The organism is Convivina intestini (assembly GCF_003096575.1).
GTDB lineage: Bacteria > Bacillota > Bacilli > Lactobacillales > Lactobacillaceae > Convivina > Convivina intestini.
Genome location: NZ_QEKT01000004.1, coordinates 40,480 through 58,317 on the forward strand (window position 1 = coordinate 40,480; position 17,838 = coordinate 58,317).

At 40.0% G+C, this 17,838-nt stretch carries 15 protein-coding genes, 1 tRNA gene and 1 pseudogene; 7 read left to right on the forward strand and 10 right to left on the reverse strand.

Annotated elements, in window-relative coordinates:
• Nucleotides 1-51 precede the first annotated feature (51 nt).
• From C7384_RS08205 to C7384_RS04350, 4 genes and pseudogenes are all read right to left on the reverse strand, one after another.
• A complete protein-coding gene (locus C7384_RS08205) occupies nt 52-408 on the reverse strand; it encodes a DUF1304 domain-containing protein (protein ID WP_207771557.1) in 357 nt (118 codons plus the stop codon).
• Nucleotides 409-543: 135 nt separating this feature from the next.
• Nucleotides 544-981, reverse strand: a pseudogene (locus C7384_RS08210) (restriction endonuclease subunit S); the annotation flags it as partial.
• A gap of 171 nt (nt 982-1,152) precedes the next feature.
• On the reverse strand, nt 1,153-2,340 hold the full coding sequence (locus C7384_RS04345; protein WP_089939095.1) for a restriction endonuclease subunit S: 1,188 nt from the start codon (nt 2,338-2,340) through the stop codon (nt 1,153-1,155).
• The gene (locus tag C7384_RS04350; protein WP_089939097.1) at nt 2,337-3,950 is read right to left on the reverse strand and encodes a type I restriction-modification system subunit M; all 1,614 of its coding nucleotides are present in this window, start codon (nt 3,948-3,950) and stop codon (nt 2,337-2,339) included. The genes C7384_RS04345 and C7384_RS04350 overlap by 4 nt, the downstream gene beginning before the upstream one ends.
• Nucleotides 3,951-4,027: 77 nt before the next feature.
• Here C7384_RS04350 and C7384_RS04355 point away from each other — a divergent pair, with 77 nt between their 5' ends.
• The 3 genes from C7384_RS04355 to C7384_RS04365 all read left to right on the forward strand — a co-directional run bounded on the left by C7384_RS04355 (nt 4,028) and on the right by C7384_RS04365 (nt 8,634).
• On the forward strand, nt 4,028-4,573 hold the full coding sequence (locus C7384_RS04355; protein WP_276329406.1) for a restriction endonuclease subunit S: 546 nt from the start codon (nt 4,028-4,030) through the stop codon (nt 4,571-4,573).
• A gap of 77 nt (nt 4,574-4,650) precedes the next feature.
• Nucleotides 4,651-7,638, forward strand: coding sequence for a type I restriction endonuclease subunit R (locus C7384_RS04360; protein ID WP_089939101.1), 2,988 nt, complete (start codon nt 4,651-4,653; stop codon nt 7,636-7,638).
• Between the two features lie 66 nt (nt 7,639-7,704).
• Nucleotides 7,705-8,634, forward strand: a complete 930-nt coding sequence (locus tag C7384_RS04365; RefSeq protein ID WP_089939103.1) for a site-specific integrase — start codon at nt 7,705-7,707, stop codon at nt 8,632-8,634.
• A gap of 104 nt (nt 8,635-8,738) precedes the next feature.
• Here C7384_RS04365 and C7384_RS04370 read toward each other — a convergent pair.
• Both C7384_RS04370 and C7384_RS04375 read right to left on the reverse strand, forming a co-directional pair.
• A tRNA-Ser gene (locus C7384_RS04370) sits at nt 8,739-8,826 on the reverse strand.
• A 45-nt stretch (nt 8,827-8,871) separates the two neighbouring features.
• The gene (locus tag C7384_RS04375) at nt 8,872-9,204 is read right to left on the reverse strand and encodes a hypothetical protein (RefSeq protein ID WP_089939105.1); all 333 of its coding nucleotides are present in this window, start codon (nt 9,202-9,204) and stop codon (nt 8,872-8,874) included.
• Nucleotides 9,205-9,292: 88 nt separating this feature from the next.
• Between C7384_RS04375 and C7384_RS04380 the strand changes: the two genes are divergently transcribed.
• From C7384_RS04380 to C7384_RS04395, 4 genes are read left to right on the forward strand one after another with little or no spacing between them, the layout of a single operon-like run.
• Nucleotides 9,293-9,937 carry an NAD(P)H-hydrate epimerase gene (locus C7384_RS04380; RefSeq protein ID WP_089939107.1) on the forward strand — a complete coding sequence of 215 codons (645 nt, stop codon included), beginning with the start codon at nt 9,293-9,295 and terminating at the stop codon, nt 9,935-9,937.
• A 32-nt stretch (nt 9,938-9,969) separates the two neighbouring features.
• Entirely contained in the window at nt 9,970-10,749 is a 780-nt protein-coding gene (gene proC, locus C7384_RS04385) for a pyrroline-5-carboxylate reductase (protein ID WP_089939109.1), read from the forward strand.
• The gene (gene proB, locus C7384_RS04390; RefSeq protein ID WP_089939111.1) at nt 10,712-11,551 is read left to right on the forward strand and encodes a glutamate 5-kinase; all 840 of its coding nucleotides are present in this window, start codon (nt 10,712-10,714) and stop codon (nt 11,549-11,551) included. Before proC ends, proB begins: the two co-directional genes overlap by 38 nt.
• Nucleotides 11,552-12,823: a glutamate-5-semialdehyde dehydrogenase gene (locus C7384_RS04395; protein ID WP_243400714.1), complete on the forward strand. Its 1,272-nt coding sequence runs from the start codon at nt 11,552-11,554 to the stop codon at nt 12,821-12,823. It abuts the gene before it with no gap.
• Nucleotides 12,824-12,865: 42 nt separating this feature from the next.
• Here the strand turns inward: C7384_RS04395 and gtfA are convergent, their stop codons facing one another.
• The 4 genes from gtfA to C7384_RS04415 form a co-directional block, all read right to left on the reverse strand.
• Nucleotides 12,866-14,320 carry a sucrose phosphorylase gene (gene gtfA / locus C7384_RS04400; RefSeq protein ID WP_089939112.1) on the reverse strand — a complete coding sequence of 485 codons (1,455 nt, stop codon included), beginning with the start codon at nt 14,318-14,320 and terminating at the stop codon, nt 12,866-12,868.
• Nucleotides 14,321-14,482: 162 nt separating this feature from the next.
• A complete protein-coding gene (rlmH, locus tag C7384_RS04405; RefSeq protein ID WP_089939114.1) occupies nt 14,483-14,962 on the reverse strand; it encodes a 23S rRNA (pseudouridine(1915)-N(3))-methyltransferase RlmH in 480 nt (159 codons plus the stop codon).
• Nucleotides 14,963-15,472: 510 nt separating this feature from the next.
• Entirely contained in the window at nt 15,473-16,606 is a 1,134-nt protein-coding gene (locus C7384_RS04410; RefSeq protein ID WP_089939115.1) for a S1C family serine protease, read from the reverse strand.
• 57 nt (nt 16,607-16,663) lie between these two features.
• A complete protein-coding gene (locus C7384_RS04415; protein WP_089939117.1) occupies nt 16,664-17,836 on the reverse strand; it encodes a sensor histidine kinase in 1,173 nt (390 codons plus the stop codon).
• Nucleotides 17,837-17,838: the final 2 nt, after the last annotated feature.

The window sequence follows — 17,838 nt, forward strand, 5'->3', positions numbered from 1 at the left end:
TTTAATCTTACAAAAAAGCACCCCAGCTAAGCTGGTGGTGCCTTTTTATGTTCAATGTAATAGCAATAATAACGTCACGACCATGGCTAGTCCGGCTTGTTTAAATACAATGCTCTTATTACCACTTGAAAAGCTACCATACAATGCCACGGCAATAATATAAATCATGATGGGTAATAACATACTAGGTAAAAGAAACACACTATAAATAATCCCGATACCTAACAATCCATTGTAAATCCCTTGATTTTTGAATAACGTTTGAATATTCTTATCTGCCAATTTCTCAGATGACATGCCAAAAACGCGGCCAGTCGTTTTTGATTGAGTCGCAAAAGTTTCCAGATACATAATATAAAAAAATTCAATCGCAACTAATATACTCAAAATATTTATCAAATAGGTCATATTTAACATCCTTTTTAAATTAAAAAATTTAACACTAATTATACAAGTTCCCGGGTTCAATAATCTACGCAACATTTTTAGTTCACGCTGATTGACTGTGATGAGGTTGTCAGTTAATTCTAGAATGTTTGATATTTGTGTTTGTTCTTCTAATTTAGGAATATATATTTTTTGATTCTGTACTATGTCTGTATTTAAATTTATCTGACTACCCGGCTGTCCATAACGATTCCAGTAGGGCCGAAACAATTCCAACCATTGGAACATAAAATTGAGATCAAATTTTGGATCTAAGAAAATTAAAAATCCATCATGAACACCTATTTTCACATAATTTATAACTGGTTTTCCTACGGTTGCGGCAATGCTTAGGAGTAGATGTTTTGTCTTCAAAACTCTTGTTTTAGACTGACCTTCCTTTGATAATCGCTGTCTTAAAAAATAAATTTTTCCGTCCTGTTTGGTCACATCAGCAATTCTTAACCAACCAATATCAGACTTACTATCAAACCATTTGGGATCTTTTATGGGTCGTGGGCTGGATCCTCTTACTATGTTTGATAAATCACCCAACTTACGCTTTTGCCAAGCTGCTATATTTTTAGCTTTCTTTATGTTTTTCTTTTGATTTTAGAGAGAAAAACATAAAGAAAACGATAATCTTTATAAAAATAAAAAGAAAAAATAAGAAAAAGGATATATTTTTTAGAATATATCCTTAATTAAGTTGAAATATAGAATTTTTTATACGAACATTTGTTGTAAAAGTGCTTTTTTAAGTTCTTTGTACGTTTCAACCTTACGCTGATTGACTGTGATTAGATTGTCGAGGGATTGGAAGAGGGTGCCGATTTGGGTTTGTTCTGTAATAGAAGGAACGTGCAATGGCATTTTAGCCATTTGCTTTCCTGATACCTCAACAAATGTTGAACCCGCACCGTTTATCTCTCCATAGTGCTTTAATTTATATGTTTGTGAAAAAATAAAATAATTATTTAATTGATTGAGTGTCGGAATGATAGATTGAAAGCCCTGATTAGTTGTTCCTTCCCTCGATAATATAGCTGTTTTACCAATACCTGCACGGGAAGTGAATAAGACAGTGCCCTTTGGTAATAATTGGGCTGAACTTTTCTTTAATCCTAGTTCAGTAATTGTTTTTTGGCTTTTATTTACATAAATTTGTGTATTAATTTCTGCTGGAGAATACCAATCGATATCTCCGTTCCAAAATTCTTGATTTTTAGTGCTCGGTGTTCCACCGCCAACTATTCTTGCCACTTCACCCAATTTACGCTTTTGCCAAGCTTCACTATAGCCATTGAACCGAATCTGGGGGATATCACTACCACCTGACACGAACATTCTCTGTAAAAGTGCTTTTTTCAAAGTTTGATACTTTTCAACCTTACGCTGATTGACAGTGGTAAGTACCTCTAAATTCGATAACAACCTTGCTATTTTTTGTTGCTCACTTATTTCTGGAAGAGTTACGGGAAAATTACTTATCACAGGTAGTCGAAGCGAGTCTACCGTAGCTTTTACTGTAAACTTCAAAGCATGTCTCTTAAAGCCATATTTTAACTGAAAATAAATGAATTTTCCGCAAACTGCATAAGTTACAAAACCACTTATTTTATAGACTCTTTGATGGTAATCGAATTTCCCATTAACATAATGAAAAATCTCACCTAAACGTCCTTCACCAGGAATTAATATTGCTTCTCCATCAAATAAATATTTACTACTTCGTTGGATATTTTGAGAACGTACAAAAAAAGGATATTTTCCGTTTTCATCAGCATCCTGTAAATCACTGCTACCGGTCTTTATATCAGAAACATCACCCAGCTTACGCTTTTGCCAAGCATCGCTATACCCATTGAATCGAATTCGGGGATATGACCTATCTGAATCACGAACATTCGTCATTTTAGAACCCCCTTGAGGAATTCTAGGTACTTTTGGCTCTCTTCGTCGGTACCAGTTAGATCAGCCATCATGGTTTTCAGGTCATTTTCAAGTTTTTCTTCCTCAGCATTTAATTCCTGCATATCTTTGAAAAGCTGTTCGGCATCAACTGGTGCTTCCTCTTCAAAAGTATCGACATAGCGAGGAATGTTTAAATTAAAATCGTTTTCCTTAATTTCATCCATTGAGGCAACGTGGGCATACTTGTCCACGTCTCCCATGGTTGTAGCAGTGGCTACAGCTTCTTTATAGTTTTTAAAGGTTGATACAATTTTTTCAATATCTTCTGGTCGTAATTTGTTACTGTTTTTCTGCTTTTCAAAGCCCTTTGAAGCATCGATGAAGAGCACATCATCATTTTCACGATTTTTTTCTAGCACCATAATGATGGTTGGAATACCGGTGTTAGTAAAAATCTTCTCTGGTAAACCAATAACCGCCGTGATATTTCGATTGGTTAGTAAGTTTTTGCGAATTTTTCCTTCAGCTGCTCCGCGGAATAGCACGCCGTGAGGTAACACAATCGCCATTCGGCCGTCTTGTTTTAAGTGGTATAAGGAGTGGAGGAGGAAGGCATAATCTGCTTTTGAAGCTGGGGCAACACCATCACGGAAGCGAGGGTCATCTTCGCGATCCTTATTGTTCCATTTCAAAGAGTAGGGAGGGTTAGCCATAACGGCGTCAAACATTCGCGGATTATCACTACCATCTACAATTCCATCGGGCCAGTCAGCATTTAAAGTATCAGCGTTTCGGAGATTAATATCATTATATTCAACGCCATGCATCATTAAGTTCATTCGGGCCAAATTAAAGGTTGTTGTGATTAATTCTTGGCCATAATATTTAATAGCACCACGAATATGGTCATTTTTCATGTACGAAGCAGTGGTTAATAGCAAGGAACCGGACCCCATGGCTGGATCATAAAGGCTATAGTTCTTCATGTCCTCGCGACCATAGGTCAAAATTTGAGCCATGATATCGGAAACTTGGTGGGGCGTATAGAATTCACCGGCCTTGGCGCCTGAATTAGCTGCAAACATACCAATCAGGTACTCGTATAAGTCACCCAGTACATCAGCATCGTCTTTAAGTTCGATCTGTGACATGAGGCTAATCATATCAATCATCGTGGCAGTTCGCATCTGGTCGTTGTTGCCTAGTCGACTAGAAGTGAGATCCATGTCGTCAAAAATACCCTCAAACTCAATTTTGGCATCCGGACTAATTCGTTGCTTAAAGTGCGCCAACGAGTCTGAGATATTAGAAATATTAAAATTACCCGTATTAATATCGGATTCCCAGTCAGAGAACATTTCTCCGGGTTGGATAGTATAACCAATTTTTGACTGCATAAATTGAGAAGCTCTTTGAGGATTTTGTGCCCAAATGTCAGACCATTCCTGATTACCAGGAATACTGTTTAACCAGGCTTGTGCCTTTTCAGAAAGGAACTTGTAGAACATAATACCGAAAATATAGTTTTTGTATTCGGCCGGTTCAATTTTGCCACGTGTATCATTTAATGTCTTCCAGATCATTGCTTGTTCAGTTGCTTTTAACGCCATGATTAATCATCCCCTATTTTTAAATCCATTTAGATTTAATTATACAGAGATAGAGCGTAAAGAACCTAGAAAATCTGATAGCTTGGCAAAAGCGTAAGTTAGGGAACATCTCTCCTTTAAGAGGGGGATTTGCCTTTCAAAGTAGTCAATTTGTTCCTAATGGAATACCTGTTGTAAGAATTTCAAATATTTTATCAGAAGGTAAAGTGGGAGGTGATTATTTATTTTATTCTGAACATCAACGGGATGAAAAATATCGCTTACCTAATGGATCTTGGCTATTAGCCATGTCTGGTGCGACCACGGGAAAGGTTGCCAAATTAACATTTAAAGCATATGAAAAGTACTACCAAAATCAACGTGTTGGTTATTTTCAAATTCAAAAAGATACAAATTACAATTTTATTGGCGTGTTAGTTTCATCAAATCTATTCTTAAATCAGTTAAAAACAGTTTTAGTATCTGGAGCCCAGCCAAATATTTCTTCTAAAGACGTTGATAATTTTGAATTTAACATACCCTCTGAATTATCTGAACAAGCTAAAATCGGTATCCTTTTCCAATTCCTTGACAATCTCATCACAGTCAATCAGCGTAAAAACTTTTATCATCTTCTTTGTTAAAATAAAAATAATAAAAAGTATTGTTTTACATTCAAATCCTAAATAAAAAAATATATCAATCAACAAAGGATACTAAAATGGCTGAAGAAAAATTTGAACTAGCTGTAATCGAAAAATTAACTCAGGAAGGCTGGACTTACCGGGATGATTTATCCGGAAAAACCGAAGATGTACTTTATGACCACTGGCGAGAAATTCTAAATCGGAATAATCGCACCAAACTTGAAGGAAAAGAATTATCCGATAACGAGTTTCGGCGCTTAGTTGAACAAGTAAATCAGAATAAAAGCCCCTATGCTGCCCAATTGCTTTTAGCAGGTGCTGGTGGCAAAGGGACTTTACCATTAATCCGTGATGATGGTAGCCAGCTTTCTATCGAATTTTTTTACGGAGATGAGGTTGCCGGCGGGCATTCAGAATATGAGGTCGTCCGTCAAATTACCTTTAATCATTTAACCAATAGTTTAAGTAAAAACCGTCGCATTGATCTTTTACTACTAATTAACGGTCTTCCTGTCGCCCACGTTGAAGAAAAAGATGAACACTTACAAAATCAATGGGGAGCCTTTGAACAGCTTCGTAAATATAACGGTGATGGTATGTATACCGGACTAATGTCCTTTGTCCAAGTGCAATTCATCCTTTCCCAGCATTCAGCCCACTATCTCGCTCGGCCAAAAAATAGCGAGTCTTATAATCAAGACTTTATCTTTGGCTGGCGCGATGATAATGGCAGAGACGTCACTGATACCATGGAATTTATTCACCAAGTGATGGGCATCCCCGCTCTTCACCGTTTGGTGACCGTTAACATGATTCCCGATGCTTCCAATGATAATCTAATGGTGATGCGTTCCTACCAGATTCAAGCCACCCGGGCAATTATGGACCGGATGCGAGCCATGAAGAATAATCATTTAATAGAAAAAGAAGGCGGTTATATCTGGCATACGACTGGATCAGGTAAGACAGTCACCTCTTTTAAGGTTGCCCAACTGTTGGCTTCCATGGATGATGTTAAGCATGTGATTTTTATCGTTGATCGAGTGGATTTGGTTAATCAAACTGCTGAAAACTTTAAAAACTTTGCCTATGTCACCTTCAAAAATCGAATCAAAATCGTCAATGGTAACCAGTTAAAGCGGGAACTGAAGAAAAAACAAGCACCTAGTATCTTCTTAATTACTGTTCAAGGCCTAAGTGATGCCGTTAAGCGTGGTTGGACTGACGACCAACGCTTAGTTATCTTAATGGATGAAGCCCACCGCTCAGCCAGCGGCGATTCAGTAAAACGCATTAAACAGGCGCTTCCCAACACAACTTGGTTTGGTTTTACCGGCACCCCTAATTTTTATTCCGATGAAGTCAATGATGTGAAGACTACCCGCGAAGTTTCCACACATGATGTCTTCGGCCCACGCTTACACCGCTATACTATTAAAGATGCAATCGGCGATGGTAACGTGCTTGGTTTTGATGTTACTTACTATGAGACTGATATTGAACACGATGCTAGCGCTGACCTAGATGAAAAACAGTTAGAAAAAGAAGTCTATGCTTCCCATGCTTTCCGGCAATCAGTGGCCGCAGATATCGTCCAACACTGGCAGGATAATTCCGCCGGACCAATTGAAATGGGCCACCGGGCTCCTAATCAATTTCAGGGAATGTTGGCTGTCTCAGGTAAACAAGCCGTGGCTGATTACTACAATATTTTTAAAGAGATTGCGCCCGATTTACGCGTAGCCATGACCTACTCCCGTGATGAAAGTAATGGCGCCGGATCATCAGATTCTCAAGAAAATCTCAAAAAAGCCATGGCTGACTATGTCGAGCGCTATCAAACAGCCAACTTTATTGAGCATGACGACCCAGAGCGCGACTATTTGAACGATATTACCAAACGACTGGCTCGTAAAAAACCCTATAATCGTGGTAATGACGATGATCGTTTAGACTTAGTCATTGTCTCCGACCAACTCTTAACCGGCTTTGATTCTAAATATTTGAATATTATTTATTTGGATAAGTTACTCCAAGAAGGTCTCTTAATCCAGGCCATGTCCCGAACTAATCGAACCTTCGACAAAAATGCTAAACCCCACGGTAAAGTCCGTTTTTACCGGAAAGGTCAAGTAATGGAGGATCATGTTCGCGAAGCCTTAGTGATCTATACTAAGGGTGGTAATGATACCCAAGCCGATGCCGAAAAGCACCCTTCCTTGGATGACCAGCAAGAGCTATTTAATGATGATATTCTAGCGCCCAACCAGGCCAGTCAGATTCAAAATTTAGCACCCAAGATTAAGGAATTAAAGGAAATGGCTGGCGATGATTTTTCCAAAATGCCTATGGGTTCCAAAGCTCAGATAAAATTCGCTCACTTAGCCGCTGAAGTCAATCAAAAAGTGCAACGCTTAGTCCAACAAGGCTATGCCTTTGGCGAAGCGGTACCTGTTTTTGATGGTGCTGGCCGTACCACCGATGAAAAGGTTACCCTTAGTATTGCTTCTGATAATGATTTTTCAGCCCTTCAAGCTCGATTAAATGATGTTAATCAAGTATTACCTGATGATAAGAAGTTGGACTTAACCAACATTAAAATCGCTCTGGATAAATATGCCAGTGAAATCATCGATTATGACTTATTAGTTGACCTGCTGAACCAATATATGGACGATGTAATACCCAAGAAGCGTAAGGCTGTTGAAGAGCACATCACACCGATGGATCAGGATGGTCAGGACGAAATTAGTGAGATTTTGGATGGCATTGAGCGTGGAGATTATCAGAAGCATTTTGATGTAGAAAGCTTAAAAGTTGAACGTACCAAAATCCGTTCAAAAAATACCGAACTAGCCTTGTACAAGTGGGCTGCTGATCACAACTTCAATGGTAACCAAATTATTGAAGCATATGACTTATATCAGCCCGGCTTTAAGTTAAACGATACGCCCGAACTTAATGCTAAATTACAAGAAATCGAAATACAGAACGATATTGGTTTCTTTGAAATCGCTGATTTCGAAGAAGCAATTATAAAATTCTTTGCCAGTCTCCAATAAAATTTCACAGATACTAAGATAGTATCCACCGTTTGGTGGGTGCTATTTTTTATGGAGGTGACTAAGATGTCACAGGAAGAATCAATGTTGTTACACGTGTACTACCGCCGCTGGCTGGATTTATATAAGAAAGGCGCCGTACGACCAATTACTTATGAAAAGTATGAACGGACCCTCAAACATATCCGCCTACTAGTTCCAGAATTGAGGTTAATTGATTTAAACCGTCAAAGTTATCAAGCGCTGATGAATCAATTTGCTAAAAATCACGAGAAACAAACCGTTTTAGATTTTCATCATCAATTAAAATCAGCCATTATTGATGCAGTCGAAGAAGGCTGGGTTCGCATTGACCCAACCCGTAAGATTGTCATTAAAGGGGTCGTTACCCAACGCCACAAGACCAAATTCTTAAACCAGCAACAACTAACTAAGCTCTTGGCTCAGTTGACTTTAGGGGATGAATTAAGCTGGGATTACATGATTTTATTAATTGCCAAAACTGGTTTACGTTACAGTGAGGCGCTGGGTGTAACACCCAATGATTTTGACCTGTCGCGGTTGTCACTATCAGTCAATAAAACCTGGAATTATAAGGCCGAGCAGGAAGATTTTGACGCAACTAAAAATACTGCTTCCGTACGCAAAATTCCTTTAGATTGGCAAGTAGCAATGCAATTTGGCCAAATGATTAAAGATCTCCCAGGTGATCGGCCAATTTTTGTTCGTGAAGGTAAGAAAACCTATAATGCTGTCCTCAATGAACGCTTAGAGCGCTATTGTAAGAAAGCCGGTATTCCAGCAATTTCGGTGCACGGTTTAAGACATACCCATGCCTCATTATTGCTATATGCTGGCGTTTCGATTGGCTCAGTTGCCCGACGATTGGGACATTCTAATATGAATACGACGCAAAAAACTTATCTGCACGTCATTCAAGAATTAGAGAATTCTGATACTGATAAAATCATGCGATATCTAACGACTTTGATGTAATAAAGCGAGGATGACCAGTGGTCATCTTTTTTAATAGTCATTAAAAACAAAAAAAGACGTCCATCAAGATTTAACAATCTCAATGAACGTCTTATATTTGTGAGTGGAGAAGAAGGGATTCGAACCCTCGCACGCTTTAACACGTCTACACCCTTAGCAAGGGCGCCTCTTCAGCCGCTTGAGTACTTCTCCATAACAGATAATACTATAACAGATTTTTGGATTTTCTGCAATATTTTATCGACTAATTAATTGACGTAGCGCAATGTCAAAGCGATTCCAGACTAACTGGTCACTGTTATGAAAGTCTTGAACCAAGCTATCACTTTCCGGCTCTACCTGACCAATTCGGTCCCGGTAAATATCAAAGACTTCTAATCGCTTACCATTCGCCGACCACTTAACCGTGTAGTAAGAACCGTCGGTGCGGTGGTCAATCATTTCCTGCAAACCGCGCTTCAACGTACTGGCAATCGCTTCGTCAAGGGTCACATCGTATCCCCGTGCCCCTAAAATCGCAACCTGATCTTTAACCTGCTGTAAATCTTCAGCAATATCTAACTGATCCATCATTCCTCCTACTACCGACTGAGTGGCAATTTAACCCATCACTATATATAATAAACTAGGAATATTATACTCAATAATGAGGGACAAGATGACACAATTTGTAACGACAACTGAAATGCTAACTCTAGAAGATTACACGATGAATGACTTTGAGATTCCCCAAGAAGTACTAATTGAACGGGCCGCCATCGCTGTTCAAGAAGTTATTGGTGCTGGAAGCTTTAACCTCAGTCACATCTTAGTCCTCGTTGGCCTGGGAAATAATGGTGCTGATGGGATTGCGCTTGGTCGTTTATTACACCAGCAGGGTCTTTCAGTGGCTTTACAATTTGTCGGGAACCTAAACCGCGCCAAAGCTTCCGTACATAAACAACTAGAAATTGCCAAACACTGTGGCCTCCATCCTTCTGAAAAAAGTGATTTTAAAGAAGCCACATTAATTGTCGATGCTATTTTTGGTACTGGACTAAACAATCCGCTACCCGAGGGACTGCAAAAAATGATGAAGGCCGCCAACCACATCGACAATGACGTCATCGCCATTGATACCCCAACCGGGATTAATCCCAATACCGGTGAAGTCATGGGCGCTGCCCTCAAGGCCCACACTACGGTCGCTTTAGGCTATCCCAAGATTGGTCTCCGTAAAAATCAAGGCCGTAAATACTGTGGCGACTTAGTGGTTAAAGATATCGGCGTTTTAACCCCCGATACTTTTGCCTTTAGTCTCTAATTGTTCAATCATACCCAATAAAGGAGTTATTCATGACACGTTATGGCTTTTTAGGTGCCGGTAACATGGCCCAAGCAATGATCAAAGGCTTACTAAATGCCGGTATTTCTGCGCAAGATATTTTAGTAGCATCCCCTCATTCAGCCGCTAAATTAGCCAAAGAACTAGGCATTCAAGCCTTAGATGCTACTGAGCTATTACAAACCGCTGATTTAGTGACCCTGGCTTTTCTACCTAAGCAATTAACGGCCATTAGTCAAAGTCTCCCGGCTAATCTTTATCAAAATAAATTATTAGTTTCAGTCATCGGCGACGTTAATCTAAATTCCTTAGAGAACGCCTTTCCTGGTGCTCAAATCGTGCGGACCTTACCCAACGTAAACGTTAGTATTAATCGGGGGATGACCTCTTATGCTTTGGCCACTAATCTGACGACCGCAAGCCAAACCGCTGCCCTAGCCTTTTTAGATCTATTAGGTAGTCGGATTGAATTAGCAGAATCAAATTTTGCGGTATTTTCAGCCTTGGCTGGTTCCAGTCCAGCCTATGTATTCGCCTTTATTCAATCCCTTGCACAAGCGGGACAGCAAAATGGCTTGTCGACTCAAGATGCCCTCACTATTGCTGCTCAAACAGTGCTAGGATCAGCACAAACCCTCTTAGCTAGTGATAGTGATCCCACCAGTTTAATTGCTTCAGTCGCTTCCCCTGGTGGTTCAACCGAAGCTGGTTTAAAGGCTTTATCAGCGGATAAATTTAACGAGGTAGTAATCCATGGCATCCAAGCAACAATCGACCACCAACACGAATAAAAAAATTAATCCGGCTTGGCAACGATTAGTCATTAAGGTCGGTACTTCCACGATTGTTGATAGTGATGGTCGGGTAAAATATCCAGTAATTAATCAGCTTAGCCAAGTGATTGCCACCTTGTCTCGTGATGGTTATCAAGTTATTCTGGTAACTTCAGGAGCGATTGGAGTGGCCTTAGACCAGCTAGGCCTAACTAAACGCCCTCCCGACATCCCCAGCCAACAAGCCCTAGCCGCCTTAGGACAGGGTTATTTAATGACCATCTACAATCAGTCGATGGCGCTTTATCGCCAAAAAACCGGTCAGGTACTATTAACCTACGATGTCTTCAATAATCCCCAGATGCTCGGTCATATGCAAGCGGCTCTGGAGGTTATGTTGGACAATCACATCGTCCCCATTGTTAATGAAAACGACGTCATTGCTGTTGATGAGATGGACCATCAGCATTCATTTGGCGACAATGATAAATTAGCCGCCATGCTGGCACTGGCCGTTAAGGCCCAAGGTTTAATTATTCTTTCTGATGTCGATGGCTTATATACCGCCAATCCTAATCTTGATCCCAAGGCCCAACAAATCTCTCGGGTCACCAAAATTGATCAAGCTATTCGGCAGTTGGCCGGTGGCTCTGAATCCGGCCTGGGTACTGGTGGCATGATTACTAAATTAAATGCCGCTGAACTCATGGTTAATCACCAAGCTAAAATGGTCTTAATTGATGGACAGTTCCCTGAACGCATCATGCAAATAATCGCTGATGAACCAATTGGGACCCGTTTCCAAGCCGAGGAAAAATAAATGACAGATACCCAAGCACTGCATGAACAAATGCTCAAATTAGGTCAACAGGCCCAGGCAGCTACTAATCAAGTAGCTAGTCTAACCTTAAATCAAAGAAACCAAATCTTAACGAACATTGCTCAAGCACTAATCAAGCAAACCGATGATATTCTAGCTGCAAATCAATTAGATTTAGACCAATATGGTTCAACTTTAAGTGGCCCAATGGTGAAACGGCTTACGCTAACAAAAGCAGTTCTAGCCGAAATGGCTGATTCCTTACATAGCCTAGTCCAACTGGCCGACCCACTAGCCGGTCCTTATGAAAACTGGACTAACCAGGCCGGATTAAAAATCAATGTTGTTACTGTCCCTCTGGGCGTCGTCGCTATGATTTATGAAGCCCGGCCCAACGTTACCGTTGATGCGGCTAGTTTAGCCATTAAATCCGGTAATACCGTAATTTTACGTGGTGGTAAAGAGGCCATTCATACTAACCGCTATTTGGTGCAATTAATGCGCCAAATTCTCAGTGACTTAGGTTACAATCCAGATATTATCCAACTTGTAACTGACACAAGCCACGCTTCCGTTGATGAATTATTACACCTACGTTCTTACATTGACGTGTTAATCCCGCGTGGATCAGCGGCTTTCATTGACCATGTTGTCACCAACGCCACGGTACCAGTCATTGAAACCGGTGCTGGTAATACCCATATTTTCGTGGATGAATCAGCTGATTTTGACCAAGCACTAAACATCATTGAAAATGCTAAAACGCAAAAACCCGCCGTGTGCAATGCCGCTGAGAAATTACTCATCCACCAAAATATCGCTGCCGAATTTTTACCCCTGGTCATTGACCGTTTACAAACACAAGATCAGGTTGAACTTCGAGGCGATGTGGCTAGTTGTGCGTTAGCACCTAACCAACTAACAGCAGCTACAGCAGCCGATTGGGACACTGAGTATAACGACTTAATCATGGGCGTTAAAATCGTCGACGATGTCCAGGACGCTATTAAATGGATTAATCAACATACAACGCACCATTCTGAAACTATCCTAACTGAAAATGCCGATCACGCCCAACTGTTCATGCGTGAGATTGATGCCGCCGTTGTCTATCAAAATGCTTCTAGCCGATTTACCGACGGTTTCCAATTCGGTTTTGGCGCCGAAATTGGGATTTCCACTCAGAAATTACATGCTCGGGGTCCCATGGGTCTTAAAGCTTTAACCACAATTAAATACGAGATTTTTGGTCAAGGACAAATCCGACCATAAAAAAACCACTTTCAATGAAAGTGGCTTTTTTAATAATTTGAATTACTTAGACATAATCACGTTACCATCAGCAGTAACAGTAAAGGTCTTATTAGCTGCATCAGCTTCTAAGACAGCTACATGATCACCAGCCTTGTTTTGGCGAGTAATCTTAATAGTCGTTGCTGAAGGTGTTTCAACTTCGATGCTACCATCCAAATCAAAGGCAGCAAAGTCATTACGCCATGCCAATAAGGCCAACAAATCCTTAACAACTGGACGTTGTACTTCTTGAGCAACTTCTTCCTTAGTGTAGTAATGACGGTTGATATTACGACCTTCCTTAGAAGACTCCAAAAGGGCAATATCATTTTCACCAGCCAACAAACCAACATAATAAATTTGTGGAATACCAGGGGCAAAAATTTGGAAGGCACGACTCAGTAGGTAAGCCGCATCATCATTTCCAAGGGCAGAGTAGTAAGTTGAGTTAATTTGGTAAATATCAAGGTTGTTATAGGCTGCTGAAGAATAAGTCTTCTTAACATTGGCCCCAACCTTATATAACTGATCCGAAGCGTAATCAATTTCATCATCAGTCAAAACGTCACGGGCATCAACAACCCCAATACCATCGTGCGTATCCAAAGTTGTAAACTGTTTCATTGGTGACTTCTTCAACCAGTCAGCCAAACGTTCTGTCTTACCAGAGTACAAAGTGTACAAAGTAGTCATTGGCAAAGCAAAGTCATAAGTAAAGTAACCGTGCTCATTAATCTTAGCTGGAATTGTGTAATGCTCATGAATTTCAGGCAAAATTTCAGCTTGAAGTGGTGTCAAAATGTCACGAACTGATTCTAATAATTCCCAAATATCAGGTTCGATAAAGAAATCATTGGTATCAACCTTCTTAATCGCATAAGCAAAGGCATCCAAACGAATTAGGTCAGCGCCATGCTTAACCATTGATTCCAAAGTATCCTTGAAGAACTTCTTAGCTACTTCAGACTTAACGCTGATATCGATTTGTTCATCACCAAAGGTATTCCAAAGGTTTTCCTTGCTACCGTCAGCAAAATCGATTTCTTGAATTGGCGCCTTATCTTTACGCTTATAGATCAAGTCAACATCGGCTTGCGTTGGACGGTTTGGTCCAGCTGCTTGCCAGAACTTTTCCCAACGGATAAAGAAGTCTTGATATTCAGAATCATCATGCTTAGCTTTGAAGTCTTGGTACATTACTGATTCACGAGAGATATGATTAATCATGAAATCAAACATTAGGTAGTAATCTTCACCCAATGCTTCCACATCATTCCAATCACCAAAGGCACTGTCAACCTTCGTGTAATCAGAAGGCGCAAAACCACGGTCCCCAGTTGATGGGAAGAATGGTAGCAAGTGAACACCACCAATGGCATCCCCAACATGATCCTTCAGAACTTGATGAACCTCTTTGATGTTCTTACCAAAGGAGTCCGAGTAGGTAATCAACATCGCTTTGTTTTGTACTGGCATTGTCTATTAGACCTTTCATATTGTGTATTAGACTAGTCAAAAAAGAAAGTAAGCAACCTTAATTGTGATAGGTTGCACTCACTAACTCTTTCAGGATACTATCATTCTATAGCTGTTGTCAACGTATTTACCCCAATTAAATGAGAGAAATTGAAACCGGTTCTACTTGTGGTAGGGCGAACCTGCTTGGATCATAAAGGCCCGATAAATTTGCTCAATTAAAACCAATCGCATCAGTTGATGGGGCAAAGTTAATTTTCCAAAACTCAAGAGCAAATCCGCTCTTTTTTTAATAGCCGGCGTTAAACCTAAGGATCCACCAATCACAAAAGTTAAGGTGCCATGACCGGCCAACATCGCTTGGGCTAATTGTTTAGAAAACTGCTCAGAGGGTAACTGTTGACCCTCAATTGCTAAGATGACCAAATAGTCCCGTGGCCCAATCTTAGCCTCAATTCGTTCCCCCTCAATGGCCATAATCTGCTGATTTTCAGCTAAACTGGCATTTTCAGGAGTTTTTTCATCTTTAACCTCAATTAACTCCAACTTAGCAAAGCGACTCAAGCGTTTTTGGTACTCGGCCATGCCTTCCTTTAAATATTTTTCTTTTAATTTACCAACCGTTATAATTTTAATCTTCATTTCCTAACCATTTTCTTTTTTTATTCATTTTTTAAAACAGATATAATTGATTTTTTCAACTGTTTATCCACAGTTATCCACAAATATAACTCACCAAATCAAACCTTATAAACGCTGTTATATAGGCGTTTTATAAAACAAAATAGAATTAGTTGTTAATTTTGTGGATAAAATCAAGTAATTGTGGATAACTTTTTCCACGGCCAAAATCCTTGGTTTAATCAATTTTATGTTAATACTGATCAAGCTTTCCACAGTTATCCACAATTTTATTAACATCTGTTGAAAAAGCGTTTATTCGATTCTATTTATTCTACCTTATTCGGATTTCTGATTTATGAAAATTACTTAATCAGGCTTTATACGCAAAAATAAATTTTTTTATCGTTAATATTTCAAAAAAATATGGGTAAAAGACGAACAAAAAATTAAAGTAGCTAATTTATCAATTATGAGCAATTTATCAGACTAATTTAAAATAAAACTATACCAAAAAAGCTAACCAACCGGTTAGCTTGCTAATTGCTGCGTTAATTTAATGGTAACGCTCTTTTTTGTATCCCCGTGATAATAGTCCAACTTAATCTTGTCCCCGACGCTATGCTTATATAAAGCTTCGCGTAGGTCGGCTAAGGTACTTACCTTCTGCCCATCCAAACCAACAACTACATCATATTGTTTCAAACCAGCCTTGCTAGCACTACCACCATTATTAACCTTCATGATAACCACTCCACCAGCTAAACTAGTTGGGATTTTTAAGGTCTTTTGCTGTTCATCGGCTGGTATTTGAGACAAGTTAACCATTTCAATTCCCAATGCCGGACGAGCTACCTTACCGTCTTTAGCCAATTTATTAACGATATCTACCACTTGATCGGCCGGAATGGCAAAGCCCATCCCCTCAACGGAGGTACCATTGGTCGCCGTAGAAAGCTTCATCGAATTAATCCCGATTACCTGGCCAGCTAAGTTAATCAAAGGACCGCCCGAATTACCGGGGTTAATTGCTGCATCAGTTTGAATAACCGTGGAACCGCCATTGCCTTGACCTTTTTCATTGCTGGCTTCTACTAGGCGTTTTGTTGCTGAAATAATGCCCTCCGTGACAGAGGAAGCATACTGTGAGCCCAAGGGTGAACCGATAGCTAGCACCTGTTGCCCAACTGAGATCTTATTTGAATCACCAAATTCAGCAGTAGCACTAATGGCACTAGCATCAACTTTTAAGACGGCTAAATCTGTCAGAGCATCCTTACCAACCAAAGTTGCCATAACTTTGTTCCCACTATTGGTAATGACCTGAATTTTAGCAGCGCCATCAATTACGTGATTATTGGTCACAATAAAAGCAGAACCATCAGCCTTTTTATAGGCCACGCCCGATCCTTCCGACGCTTCCTGATATTGGCCATTAGCTTGCTTAAAATTCAACACCGAAACCACGGCATTAGCCACCTTATTATAGGCCGATGTCGCTGTGTCATTACTTGATAGTTTGGTTGTATTTTCGGCTTTAATCCGGGCTGGGCTATTACTATTTTGGACATTTTGATAAACTTCCTGACCAACCAGGACGCCACCTCCACCAACTAATCCAGCCACTGCGCCGATAACAATCACATTCGTTAGGTTTTTTTGCATGCTACAAACTCCAATGAGATATTATCGTAATTTTACTAATCTATTCTTAATTATATATTAAAGCTTGACACTCTTCTCAGCTATCCGGGCATTCTTTGATACCTGAGGAAGTTTAACTGAAAAAATTGTCCCTGCTCCCAAAGTTGAGGTCACACTAATCTGCCCGTGCATTTGTTCCACTAAATTTTTCACCAAAGATAAGCCAAGACCACTGCCCGGTTGCTTTTGCACGGCTGGTTCTGACACTCGAAAATGGCGATCAAAAATATGAGGCAAATTCTGAGCAGCAATACCCAGTCCGTGATCTTGAATGACTAGCCAGCCCTGCCCTTGCTTAGCAAATACTTTTACTATAATGACGCCCCCGGCTGGTGAATATTTAAGCGCGTTTTGAAGGAGATTATCTACTACCTGGATTAACTGCGGGGCATTGGCTTGAACCCATAAATCTGTTTGATCCAGCTGGCGAATTAATTGATGAGGTAAATCGTGCTGGCTAATAATAGTTTGAAAACGATCCAAGATAGAATTAACTAAACTCGTCAGATTAATCGCAGCTAATTGAACGGGTTCATCCTCAGCCTTAGATAGCTCAGTTAACATATCAGCCATTCGTTGGCTTTCTTGATAGGCCACCTCTACAAAATGCTGTTTCGTTTGGACATCATCAACTTGATTACTTTGAAGAGCTTCCAGATAAGCCTGCACACCCGTCAAAGGGTTTCTTAACTCATGTACGGCCGTTTTAATTTTTTCTGGTGTCTTTAGACTATCTAGGATAAAAATTACCTGGTGCTTATTTAAAGCATAACTATAGCCCTGTACTACTTGCTGATTAGCCAATTGCCAAGTTAAGGCTATCGGCTTAGTTGCAATGGCTGACCAATTTACTGCCAACGCTGCTGGTAATGCTTGCCCAATTTCCAGCGGATACCAATCTTGCAGGGCCGGATTAGCATACAATACAACCCCAGTGTTATCAGTAATCACAACACCCTCTGCTACTAAATCAAAAGTGGGTTCTATTTCAAGACTTGCGGATTGTTTAGCAACCATAGTTAGCATCAAGCCCAAGCTAAATAAGAGCACACTAACAGCAATTAGGAGAAAACTTAGTAAATAATTTGGTCCATTAAGGCAAAAAAATCCGAGTACAGCTAAGAAAACTCCCGCCACTAACTCGGATCCTAAGACCAAACGGTCCCAATTTAATTGAAAAAATTTAATCATTT

What these genes read in the sequence shown, in the direction of transcription:
- rlmH (WP_089939114.1), bottom strand. Translation starts at nt 14,962, where the DNA reads ATGAAGATTAAAATTATAACGGTTGGTAAATTAAAAGAAAAATATTTA.
- C7384_RS04375 (WP_089939105.1), bottom strand. Translation starts at nt 9,204, where the DNA reads ATGGATCAGTTAGATATTGCTGAAGATTTACAGCAGGTTAAAGATCAG.
- C7384_RS04395 (WP_243400714.1), top strand. Translation starts at nt 11,552, where the DNA reads ATGACAGATACCCAAGCACTGCATGAACAAATGCTCAAATTAGGTCAA.
- gtfA (WP_089939112.1), bottom strand. Translation starts at nt 14,320, where the DNA reads ATGCCAGTACAAAACAAAGCGATGTTGATTACCTACTCGGACTCCTTT.
- C7384_RS04360 (WP_089939101.1), top strand. Translation starts at nt 4,651, where the DNA reads ATGGCTGAAGAAAAATTTGAACTAGCTGTAATCGAAAAATTAACTCAG.
- C7384_RS04415 (WP_089939117.1), bottom strand. Translation starts at nt 17,836, where the DNA reads ATGATTAAATTTTTTCAATTAAATTGGGACCGTTTGGTCTTAGGATCC.
- proC (WP_089939109.1), top strand. Translation starts at nt 9,970, where the DNA reads ATGACACGTTATGGCTTTTTAGGTGCCGGTAACATGGCCCAAGCAATG.
- C7384_RS04410 (WP_089939115.1), bottom strand. Translation starts at nt 16,606, where the DNA reads ATGCAAAAAAACCTAACGAATGTGATTGTTATCGGCGCAGTGGCTGGA.
- C7384_RS08205 (WP_207771557.1), bottom strand. Translation starts at nt 408, where the DNA reads ATGACCTATTTGATAAATATTTTGAGTATATTAGTTGCGATTGAATTT.
- C7384_RS04365 (WP_089939103.1), top strand. Translation starts at nt 7,705, where the DNA reads ATGTCACAGGAAGAATCAATGTTGTTACACGTGTACTACCGCCGCTGG.
- C7384_RS04350 (WP_089939097.1), bottom strand. Translation starts at nt 3,950, where the DNA reads ATGGCGTTAAAAGCAACTGAACAAGCAATGATCTGGAAGACATTAAAT.
- C7384_RS04380 (WP_089939107.1), top strand. Translation starts at nt 9,293, where the DNA reads ATGACACAATTTGTAACGACAACTGAAATGCTAACTCTAGAAGATTAC.
- C7384_RS04345 (WP_089939095.1), bottom strand. Translation starts at nt 2,340, where the DNA reads ATGACGAATGTTCGTGATTCAGATAGGTCATATCCCCGAATTCGATTC.
- proB (WP_089939111.1), top strand. Translation starts at nt 10,712, where the DNA reads ATGGCATCCAAGCAACAATCGACCACCAACACGAATAAAAAAATTAAT.